The sequence below is a fragment of the Oleiphilus sp. HI0086 genome, assembly GCF_001635225.1.
In genome coordinates this window covers 16,004-27,199 of record NZ_LWFZ01000929.1, presented here as the reverse complement: position 1 = coordinate 27,199, position 11,196 = coordinate 16,004, and the positions used below count along the sequence as shown (strand labels likewise).

General features: G+C 44.5%; 8 protein-coding genes and 1 pseudogene. All 9 read left to right on the top strand.

All coding sequences use genetic code 11. From position 1 onward, the window contains the following. Positions 1 to 264, top strand: a pseudogene (gene rnhB, locus A3756_RS16805) (ribonuclease HII); the annotation flags it as partial. 209 nt (positions 265 to 473) lie between these two features. Next, the gene (locus A3756_RS16800; protein ID WP_068554020.1) at positions 474 to 2,552 is read left to right on the top strand and encodes an Ig and FN3 domain-containing protein; all 2,079 of its coding nucleotides are present in this window, start codon (positions 474 to 476) and stop codon (positions 2,550 to 2,552) included. Between the two features lie 149 nt (positions 2,553 to 2,701). Continuing rightward, the gene (locus A3756_RS16795; RefSeq protein ID WP_068508210.1) at positions 2,702 to 3,007 is read left to right on the top strand and encodes a hypothetical protein; all 306 of its coding nucleotides are present in this window, start codon (positions 2,702 to 2,704) and stop codon (positions 3,005 to 3,007) included. Between the two features lie 267 nt (positions 3,008 to 3,274). After that, on the top strand, positions 3,275 to 4,705 hold the full coding sequence (locus tag A3756_RS16790) for a sigma-54 dependent transcriptional regulator (protein WP_068508208.1): 1,431 nt from the start codon (positions 3,275 to 3,277) through the stop codon (positions 4,703 to 4,705). Positions 4,706 to 4,981: 276 nt separating this feature from the next. Then, entirely contained in the window at positions 4,982 to 6,334 is a 1,353-nt protein-coding gene (locus A3756_RS16785) for a PAS domain-containing sensor histidine kinase (RefSeq protein WP_082865320.1), read from the top strand. A gap of 14 nt (positions 6,335 to 6,348) precedes the next feature. Continuing rightward, complete coding sequence (locus A3756_RS16780) at positions 6,349 to 7,764, top strand: sigma-54 dependent transcriptional regulator (RefSeq protein WP_068508206.1); 1,416 nt, start codon at positions 6,349 to 6,351, stop codon at positions 7,762 to 7,764. Positions 7,765 to 8,006: 242 nt separating this feature from the next. After that, a complete protein-coding gene (gene fliE, locus A3756_RS16775) occupies positions 8,007 to 8,381 on the top strand; it encodes a flagellar hook-basal body complex protein FliE (RefSeq protein WP_068508204.1) in 375 nt (124 codons plus the stop codon). Positions 8,382 to 8,456: 75 nt separating this feature from the next. Then, the gene (fliF, locus tag A3756_RS16770) at positions 8,457 to 10,181 is read left to right on the top strand and encodes a flagellar basal-body MS-ring/collar protein FliF (protein ID WP_068508202.1); all 1,725 of its coding nucleotides are present in this window, start codon (positions 8,457 to 8,459) and stop codon (positions 10,179 to 10,181) included. After that, the gene (gene fliG / locus A3756_RS16765; RefSeq protein ID WP_068508201.1) at positions 10,174 to 11,196 is read left to right on the top strand and encodes a flagellar motor switch protein FliG; all 1,023 of its coding nucleotides are present in this window, start codon (positions 10,174 to 10,176) and stop codon (positions 11,194 to 11,196) included. Before fliF ends, fliG begins: the two co-directional genes overlap by 8 nt.

Below are 11,196 nucleotides of genomic sequence, written 5' to 3'. Positions count from 1 at the left end.
CGCTGCCCTCAACTAAATATTCCTAGTGAAGCAGTGGTAAAGGGTGACTCACGAGTTGCTTGTATTGCGGCTGCTTCAATTATCGCAAAAGTTTCAAGGGATAGAGAAATGAAAGAGTTGGATAAGGAATATCCAGGTTATGGCCTTGCACAGCATAAAGGCTACCCCACTAAAGCGCACCTAGAAGCGCTTCGTCAATTAGGCGTCAATAATCTGTATCGGCGTTCATTCAAACCTGTAAAGCAGCTTCTCGAGCACAAATAAATAAAAACTCCTAGTGCTTGTTTCTTAGACTCTGGCGGATTTTTTGTGAACTTTGTGCTGTATCACCTGTCATCGATTTCACATTTTTTATCATTTGTCGAAAAGTTGACGCTTTTTGTTGCTAAATAATGATTTTTATCCGTCAATTTAAGTGTTCTGGCGCTAAGATTTCCTTACTCAAGATCGAAATTTAATAGTGGAATCTTCTCATGCATACATTTTTCCTCAACACTGGTGAAAAGCGAATTGCCGCTCTTACAAAGAACCTATTAGCTTCAAGTGTGGCCATTCTTTTAACGGCTTGTGGTTCTGGTGGCGGCAGTGAAGAGTCAAATTCCACTCCGGATGATGGTAATACCAATACCGTGACTACAACGATTAGCGGTACCGCTATAAAAGGGGTCGTTTCAGAAGGCTTGGTAAACTTATACTCAGTAGAAGAGCAGGGTGGCAAGACTATTCGTTCTGTTAATCCAATGGTGAGTCCAGTCAGAACAGACTCTAATGGTCGCTACACCTTTAATCTTGAGCAGGAAATTTCACAAGGCTCAGTTGTTGTCGAAGTGACAGCTGATAGTCGAACCAGAATGAAGTGCGATACAACGGAAGGTTGTATTGATAATGATGGGCAAGGCGTTTCTTTTGGTGAAAGCTTTAACCCAGGGTCTGGCTTTAGTTTGCGCTCGGTTGCTTCAGGTATTGTGGCAGGGCGGGAGTATAATGTTCATCTTAGCCCATTAACGCATATGGCGGCAGTTCATGCGGAGGCTAAATCTATTGGTTTGACAGCTGATAGTATTCAGGAATCTATCGCTCACATTGAAGACTTGCTAGATCTAGATGCTGGTGCGATGCGTTTGGCGCCAGCAGATTTAACTGCTATTGAGTCGTATAGTTCAATTACAAAAGCAGAACTGGAAATGGGTGTTTTGTCAGCCTCTTTCTTGTCAATGGTTGAGCTGGGTCGTTGGGATACGATTGAAGAAGTAATCGAACATGTAGAGGAAGTGATTGCCAGTGATGGCGTTCTAGGGGCTCAAAGTACTGAGGGCGATGAACAGATTACTCTGGATGAGGTTTTTCTAGAGGCAAGCGAAATTGCATTAGATCTAGAGCAAGCGCTTCCAGATAGTGAACATGCCGAGACATTTGCGGCGGTTAGACAGGAAACGAATGATTCCTATAACGACGTAGCAGAGCTTAACGAGACTCCTGACCTCGAAATTATTAGCCAGCCTCAAGGTGTAATTGTTGATGAGTTGGAAGAGGTCTTATTAAGTGTGGGAGCTACCGGTGGCGAGCTAAGCTATCAGTGGCGTAGAGATGGTGTTGAGCTTCAAGGGGCGGTACTAAGTTCACTATTGATTTCAGCTGCAGATACTTCCGACTCAGGCAGTTATGATGTTCTGGTGAGCGATGAGTCAGGTACCCTGGAGTCTTTGACTGCTTTAGTAGTCGTTAACGAATTGCCACCAGTAGTTGTGATAGACCCTGTTCAAATTTCTACGCAACCTACTTCTGTTAGTGTAGATGAAGGAGAGGGAGCGGTACTATCTGTCGCTGCGAGTGGCGGTGGTGAGTTGGTGTATCAGTGGTTTAAGGGTGGGGTAGCGATTAGCGGCGCGACCTCAAGCTCACTCTCTTTCGCTTCAGCTTCAGTCTCAGATAGTGGTGTGTATAGTGTCAGCGTGACGAATTCGGTAGGCTCGCAAACATCTGTCAATGCGACGATTCAGGTGAATGAAGTGATTTCCATTGAGCCTGTCGTCATTGCTTCGCAACCGCAATCTACCGCTATTGATGAGGGTGAGACGGCAGTGCTGTCGATCGTTGCGACAGGCGGTGGTGACTTGAGTTATACCTGGCGTAAAGATGGTGTTGAGATATCAGGTGCTAACGCGAGCTCATTAAGTATTGAGGCTGCCTCTGTTGCAGATGCCGGAGCTTATGATGTCATTGTATCCAATTCTGTGGGGCAGCAGGTGTCGTCAGTTGCTAATGTAGAAATTAATGAGCTTGAGGTTTTACAGTCGATAGCCTTGGAGTGGTCAATTCCAGAAGAAAGAGCGGATGGTACTGCTCTAGATTTAAACGAAATTGACAGTTACCTTATTCGATATGGTACAGATGCATCAAACTTAGCTCAAAGTGTTGTTGTAGGTAGTGGCTCGGATACCAGTGCGCAGATCGATGATATGGTAGCAGGCACTTATTATTTTGTGATTTTGACTATCGATATCGACGGTGTTCAGAGTGAGGAATCGGAAATAATTTCCTTAACGATCTGAGATCAGTTAACGTTGATCAGTAACTAAGGCTAAGGCGATAATGTTGTAATTATCGCCTTTTTTCGTTTCCATGGGGGCGGATCTTAACTTGCATTGTTTGTGTGTATTGCTTCATTATTGAGTGCTTGAATATCATTAGGTGGCATGGCGTGAACGAACGGTTTCTAAATATTGCTAAACAACTAAAAGATGCTAATGACAAGCAGGATTGGGCGCTTTTAACTGAGCTCGATGCTCAGGTGCGTGTCGAGCTTCAGGCAGTTATTGCTAGTATGCGAACTAAAGAAGATAGGGCACAGCTTTTATCGATCTTGAGGCGCTATGAAAAAGTTTACTCTCTGGTGCTAAAAGATAGCTTGAAGCATAGAGATGAGATCTCTATGGAACTTAAGCAGATTACCCGCGAAAGTAAGGCTGCGAATACCTATCTGGATTCGTCTCAATATAAAGCTTGATTGAGTGTTATTGCGCTGGCAATAACTTATAAGATAAGTGACAAAATTTTGAACATTTATTTATGTGGCGCTTATTTCGTCTTTTTTGCGCCACTTAATTGACTAATTAATCTATCCGTACTTTAATTGCTAGATATCGAATATTGAAGAATAATCGCTTTTTGCAATTAACCGCTCGAGCGTACTCATGGGTGCAAAAGTTTACTGTTTTGCTCTATTCATTACTTCAAGTTAAACCCAAAAAATAAACAACTATAAGGTCCATCTATGGCCCAGGATATGAAAGTTTTGGTTATGCATAATAACCAAGAAGTGCTTCGTGATATCTCTGTTATTTTATCCTTTCTTGGTGAAAGTGTTCTTAGCGCATCCTTGTCAGGTTGGCGCTCTACTATTGAAGAGCATGCAATTGAGCCAGAGCACTTAAGTGTCGTTTTTTTGGGAGCAGACTCGGAGCCGGTTGAGCAGATCGTTAAAGATTTACATGAGTGGGATGAGGGTGTTCCTGTGCTAGGGCTAGGTGATGCTGCTCTAGACGGGCTTGATGATATTCTTAGACGAAAGGTCATTGCGCAACTTGATTATCCTCTTAACTATAATAAGACGCTAGATAGTTTATATCGTGCCCAGGTTTATCGTGAACAATACTCGGCGCAAACAGGGCGTGGTAAGCAGCGTCAGGTAGAGCTTTTTAGAAGTCTTGTAGGTACTAGTCGCGGCGTTCAAGATGTTAGAGCTTTAATGGCACAGGTTGCGGATAAAGATGTGAGCGTCTTGATTACAGGGCAATCGGGTACTGGTAAAGAAGTAGTTGCCAGGAACTTGCATTATAATTCGCACCGTAGAAACAAGCCTTTTGTGCCTGTCAACTGTGGTGCTATTCCGGCGGAGTTGTTGGAAAGTGAATTGTTCGGTCATGAAAAGGGTGCTTTTACCGGCGCCATTACTGCGCGTGCAGGTCGATTCGAACTGGCTGAAGGTGGTACGCTTTTTCTAGATGAAATTGGCGACATGCCGCTGAACATGCAGGTTAAGATTCTAAGGGTCTTGCAGGAGAGGACATTCGAAAGGGTTGGGGGAAATAAAACATTAGACACTGATGTCCGTATCATTGCGGCAACGCATAAAAACCTTGAGGATATGATTACCAGTGGTGATTTCCGTGAGGACCTTTATTACCGTTTGAATGTATTTCCTATTGAGATGCCTGCACTAAAAGATCGTGTTGAAGATATCCCTCTTCTGCTCAATGAGCTGATTTCAAGGATGGAGACTGAGAAGCGTGGCTCAATCAGATTTAATTCTGCTGCAATACTGAGTCTATGTCGTCATGAGTGGCCTGGAAATATTCGTGAGTTGGCTAACCTTGTCGAGCGCCTGGGTATTATGCACCCTTATGATGTTGTTGGTGTTCAGGAGTTACCGCAAAAATATCGCCATATAGAAGAAACTGATGACGTTGTTCAGACCGATGATCTGCAGCTACAAAATGCCCCTGGAATGGCGAGTATGGATTCACCAGCCTTGTTGCCTGTAAATGGTATCGATCTAAAGGATTACCTGGCAAATTTGGAAAAGTCGCTTATTCAACAAGCTTTGGATGAGGCTTCTGGTGTGGTTGCTCGCGCTGCCGAAAAACTTCGTATACGTCGTACAACTTTGGTTGAAAAGGTGCGCAAATACGGCTTGAATGCCTAGGTATTATATTTCTTAACTATTCTTGCTCAGTCAAAAATATGTCAGCACGCAGTTTTGCGTGCTTTTTTCGTTTTATGGCGTCATAAAATTGTCTTATCTTTCGGGTTGTTATCATATTGCTACAATTAAGTTGCTGATAATAAAGTAAAAAAATACTTTGGCCTACATAGTGCTTATATCAGGTTGTTAAAGCTTATTTGAGCTGCGCAGAGCGTTTGGCTGACAAATAAGCGAATAGTATTCCACACTGTTTTGACTGAATGATGTAGGTAAGCCATGGGACAACAAAAACTAGCAACCTGGATAGATGAACCTGCTTTTATTAGCTCGGAGGCAATCAATGCACGTGTTTCGCGCGTTGCGCATGATAGTTCTGGCAGCACTTCAATAGAGGGTAATGCTGCATTCAAATTTCAGGGACAAATTGACTCTACTCAAGATAACGGTGAGCAGAAAGTCGAAGAAGCTTTGTCCTTGTTTGACCACTTGTCTTCGCAATTAACCTCATCATACCGAAACCTTGAGAACAAGGTTAGTCAACTCAAGAGTGATCTTTCACTTGAAGAAAGTCAAAAGCAAGCACAGCGCAAGGAAAAAGAAGACCTAGCTAATCGCTTGTCTACCTTGTTGGAGGTGCTTCCGGCAGGTGTTGTTGTTCTAGATGAAAAAGGTTTAGTCACAGAATGTAATCCTGCGGCAATGGATCTACTTGGCGAACCGCTGAAAGGTTTGGCCTGGGTCGATGTTATTGCGAGAAGTTTTTCGCCAAAGCACGATGATGGACACGAGGTTTCTTTAAAAGATGGCCGAAGAGTGAAAATTGAAACTCGTTCTATGTCATCCGGGCCGGGTCAGCTGGTACTCCTTAGTGATCTGACTGAAACAAGATTGTTGCAGGAGCAAGTAAGCAGGGCCGAACGTTTGAGCTCTTTGGGTAAGATGGTTGCTAGCCTTGCTCATCAGATTCGTACGCCCTTATCTACAGCAATGTTGTATGCGGGCCACCTTTGTCAGCCTGAATTAGATGAATCGATGCGCGTGGACTTGTCGGAAAAAGTAATGTCTCGTTTAACGCATTTGGAACATCAGATTAGGGATATGCTTATCTTCGCGAAAGGAGATGAGCGCTTAGTTGAACGTATGCCGCTAAATGATTTCATACTCGCGCTTAAGCTTGCAGCCGTTCCAGTGATGGATGCCGCAAGTGTTGAGAGCGAGTGGGATATAGAAGCGTCTAATGCTGAAGTCTTATGCAATAAAGATGCCTTGGTAGGGGCTTGTCTTAATTTGGTAAATAACAGTATTGAAGCTTGGGAATGTTCTGCAGTTAGCAAGGAAACGCCATTAACAATAAAGATTAGTGTTGGGGTTAAGGAGGATGGGGCTGTGTGTCTTGTGATTAGAGATAGCGGTCCTGGTATTCCTGGCCAGCACAGGAGTAAGATTTTTGAACCGTTTTATACAACCAAGCAAAAAGGGACTGGCCTTGGGCTGGCGGTAGTTCAGTCTGTTGTTAAGGCGCATAAAGGTAATTTCAGAATGCGTTCATCCAAGAAAGGGGTGACTGCAATGATTGACCTGCCGTCAATTAATGTTACTCCTACTAATAATAATTTTGCTCAGTGTTAAGAGGTAAATAAGTCATGTCAGCGACCAAAGTATTAATTGTGGAAGATGATAAGGAATTAAGAGAAGCACTGTGTACAACATTACAGCTTGCAGGGATGGGCTTCGTAGAAGCGGACTGTGCTGAGAATGCATTGAAGGAGCTTGAAAACGCGCATTTTGATGTAGTGATAAGTGATGTAAATATGCCGGGAATGGATGGCCACGAGCTCTTGCAGCAGGTTAAGTTAAAATATCCTGGTTTGCCGATGATGCTTATCACTGCCTATGGTCAAATTAAGCTGGCTGTTGAAGCTATGCAAAGTGGTGCCGCAGACTATTTAGTAAAACCTTTCGAACCAAAAACCTTAATTCAATCAATTATTAAAATTTTGGGGCTTGGTGATACATCTGAAGAAAAGTCTAGTGATGAGAAAGGGCCTGTTGCTGAAGATCCATTCTCTAAGCAATTTTTTGAAGTCGCTCGCAAAGTTGCTGAATCTGATTCGACAGTAATGATTTCAGGTGAAAGTGGTACGGGTAAAGAAGTATTGGCGAGATATATTCACGAGTCATCATCGCGAAAGAACAAACCTTTTGTTGCTTTGAATTGCGCAGCAATCCCAGAGAATATGCTAGAAGCAACACTGTTTGGCCATGAGAAAGGGGCTTTTACCGGCGCGTATGCAAGTTCGCCCGGTAAGTTTGAGCTTGCCAATGGCGGAACCTTATTGCTAGATGAAATATCTGAAATGGATCTAGGCTTGCAGGCAAAACTACTTAGGGTTCTGCAAGAACGTGAAGTGGAGCGAGTTGGCGGAAGAAAAGCGATTCCTTTGGATGTACGGGTATTGGCGACGACAAACCGTGATTTAAAAGAGTACGTAAACGAAGGAAAGTTTAGAGAAGATTTGTATTATCGTCTGAGCGTGTTTCCCATGGCCTGGAAGCCTTTGCGAGAGCGTCCTATGGATATTTGGCCGCTGGCTAAACGCTTGCTTGCTGAGCATTCTAGCAAAATGAAGCGTGAAAAAATGGAGTTTGGTGAGGGTGTAGAGACTTACTTGTCTCAATACCATTGGCCGGGAAATGTCCGAGAGCTTGATAATGCGATTCAGCGTTCGCTGATTATGGCCTGCAATGGTGTGGTTAAGGTTAGCGACCTATGCTTGGATTTATCCGAGTCGGCTAACTGGATACTTGAATCCAAGCAAGAGGTTCCGACTGAGCAAGTTAGGTCGGTGCAGGTCGAGGTTGAGCCAAACTCTCGAACAGGTTTAGGTAAAGATCTAAAGCTTCGAGAATATCAAATAATTATCGATACCTTGCGTCAAGAAAATGGCAGAAAGAAGAATGCTGCCGAGAAGCTAGGTATTAGCCCAAGAACCTTGAGGTATAAGCTTGCTCAAATGAGAGAGCAGGGTATCGATATTGCAGCTGAAATGGCTGCCTAGGTATCGAATTGAGTGTACGGGTGGCTCTGCTAGTTGCCTGTTACAACAGGATTTCGTCAATCTGCTGATGATCTGTATGGGAGCGTATGCTCCCTTTTTTTGTTATTGCTAAGAATTAGCAATGCTATCATGTTAAACCTTCCAATCTATCTATAATTTCAGCTTGTCTGTGAATTGGCCCGCTTTATGCAGTTACTAACTTAAGCGTATTTTTAGTAACGAAATTTTGACAAGGGGGATGTATGTCTGGGATTAACTCCGTAGGGGCTAGAGCAGATATCAATCAGGTGCTGGCTGAGATGAAAAATCTGCGTGCGCAGGTTCAGAAAACTCAGGTTCAGACTGAAGAAATATCTCCTACAAAAATTAATGCCACCCAGGAAGCGAGCCAAACACCTAAATTCAGTGACATGCTGTCTAGTGCGGTTGGCTCGGTCAATGATACACAATTAAAAGCGGGTCAAATGGCTAAGGCTTTTGAGCAGGGTGACCCAAGCGTTACGCTTTCGCAGGTAATGGTGCAATCTCAGAAAGCATCGGTATCTTTTCAGGCGTTGACGCAAGTAAGGAATAAGGTTGTACAGGCGTATCAGGATATTATGAAAATGCCGGTTTAAGTGTTTGCTTCTCGTTTGTAATGATTGGTATTTGAACAAACACTGCTTATTTGGATTTTAGTAAAAGGTTAACTTATGGCACTCGCACCCACAGATACAGGTACAGACTCAGCATTGCCCGCTCAGGTGGGTGGTATCTCGGGTGAGCCTGACGTTGTCGGCACTGAAAGTGACTTGATGACCGGTATAAACCGGCTTGGAATCTTTCGGCAAGTAGGTTTGATGGTAGGTTTGGCCGCGAGTGTTGCCCTCGGTTTGGCGCTTGTTTTATGGCTTCAGGAGCCGGACTATCAGCCGTTGATGAGCTCGGTAGAAGCTCAGGACCTGGAAGAAGTTTCAAGCATTCTTAACTTGAATGGTGTTGACTTCAAGATGGATCACCGTACCGGCATATTGCTTGTTGAAGCGGGCAGGGTTCATGAAGCAAGAATGAAGCTGGCAGCGAATGGCATTACAAGCGATAACAGTGTCGGCTATGAGATCCTTGACCAGGATCAGGCCTTGGGTACTAGCCAGTTTATGGAGTCGACACGATTTAAGCGAGGCCTGGAAGGTGAGCTGGCGCGATCAATATCCAGTTTCAGAAATATCCGTAGCGCCAGAGTTCATTTGGCTATTCCGAAGAGGTCGGTGTTTGTTCGTGACTCAAGAGAACCTAGTGCATCAGTTTTGATCGAGACCTCTTCTATGCGGCCAGTGACACGTGAGCAGGTTGACTCGATTGTTAATCTCGTCGCCGGAAGTGTGCCGGAAATGGATATGAGCAAAGTTACTGTTGTTGATCAAAAGGGTAATCTATTGTCTCGGAACAACGAGTCAGAAGAAGACAAGCTGGTTTCAAGGGAGTTTGAGTATTCGCGTAAAATGGAAAAAGTTCTAAATGAGCGAATTACAGGTATATTGAGTCCTATCCTCGGGGCGGATCGTTTCAGGTCAGAAGTCTCGGCTGATGTGGATTTTACCCAGGTTGAAGAAACGGAAGAGTTTTACAACCCTGACATGCAAGCAGTCCGAAGTGAACAAACCTTGGATGAGCAGCGCCAGATGATGACAGATGGCGGTGTACCAGGCGCGCTTGCTAATCAGCCTCCCGCAGCGGGTGCTGCCCCTGAAGTAGCCAACGGTGCTGGCGCTGGTGAAGGAGGTTTACCGACAAATGTGCGTAAGCAAACCACTCGCAATTTTGAGGTGGACCGCACAATCAGCTACACACGTCACCAGCAAGGTAGGCTAAAGCGCTTAACGGTTGCTGTAGCAATTGATGATATACAGAATATCAACCCGGAAACAGGTGAGGTAAGCTATACTACATGGACGGCTGAAGAGCTTGAGCGTTTGACGCTATTGGTAAGGAATGCGGTAGGGTACTCAGCCGCACGAGGTGATAGCGTAAATGTGATTAATACGCCTTTTGCACCTAAGTTTGTGGAAGCCGTACAAGAGCCGGAAATATGGGAACAGGCGTGGTTCAAAGAGCTGGTGCCCAAAGGCATAGCAATGTTGTTCGCCTTGATTATTATCTTTACCGTCATTCGACCAGTGTTTAAGAATCTTTCTGAAGCTGGCGCTCAAGCGAAAGAGCTTGCTTTAGCGGGAGATGAGGACGGTTTGGCACAGATGGATGCCATGAGTGAAGGTGAGGCAGGAGAACGAGTTACTTTGAGTGCCTCTGATGAGTTTCTGTTACCGGGGGCTTCGGAAGGTTTTGATCGACAACTTAATGCCTTGAAAGGTTTGATTGCTGAGGACCCTGCTAGGGTTGCTCAGGTAATTCGTCAATGGGTAAATGTAGATGACTGATGGTGACGGCGATAAAAAGCTGCCAAAAGTTTCGCGGGTAGATGCTGCTGCGATTTTACTAATGAGCCTGGGTGAAGCGGACGCTGCCCAGGTTTTGAAGCATATGGGGCCAAAAGAAGTACAGCGGGTGGGTACCTCTATGGCGGCATTGAAAGATATTAGTCAGGAACAGGTCGAAGGGGTAATGATCGAGTTTCTGGAGGCTGTCGGATCCCAAACGGGTATGGGAATCGGTTCTGATGAGTATATCAAGAATATGCTGACAGAGGCTTTAGGTCAGGACAAGGCGGATAGCTTAATTGACCGAATTCTTGTTGGTGGTAATACAACTGGTTTAGATACGCTTAAATGGATGGATGGTCGTGCTGTAGCGGAGCTTATACGTTATGAGCATCCACAGATTCAGGCCATTGTATTGTCATATCTTGAATCAGATCAGGCTGCTGAAGTGCTAGGCGTATTAGACGAAAAGGTACGTCTTGACGTTATTATGCGTGTCGCTTCTCTCGAAAGCATTCAGCCACAGGCTTTGCAAGAGCTGAATGATATTCTCGAAAAACAGTTCTCGGGTAACGCTGCGACTAAGACCAGTAAGATCGGTGGTGTCAAGTGTGCGGCAGATATTATGAACTTTATTGATACAACTATTGAAGCCGACTTGATGGATAGTATCAAAGAAGTTGATGCTGAACTCGGTACTGAGATAGAAGAGCTGATGTTTGTCTTCGATAATCTCAAGGATGTTGATGATAGAGGGATACAAACGCTCCTCAGGGAAGTCTCCTCAGATATTCTTATTGTTGCACTCAAGGGTGCTGATACTGAATTACAAGAAAAAATCTTTAAGAATATGTCTAAGCGTGCTGCCGAATTACTCCGTGATGACCTTGAGGCGAAAGGTCCTGTTAAGGTGAGTGAGGTAGAAGGTGCGCAGAAAGAGATACTCACCATTGCTCGACGCTTGTCTGAATCCGGTGAAATTGCGCTGGGCGGATCTGGCGAAGCGATGATATAG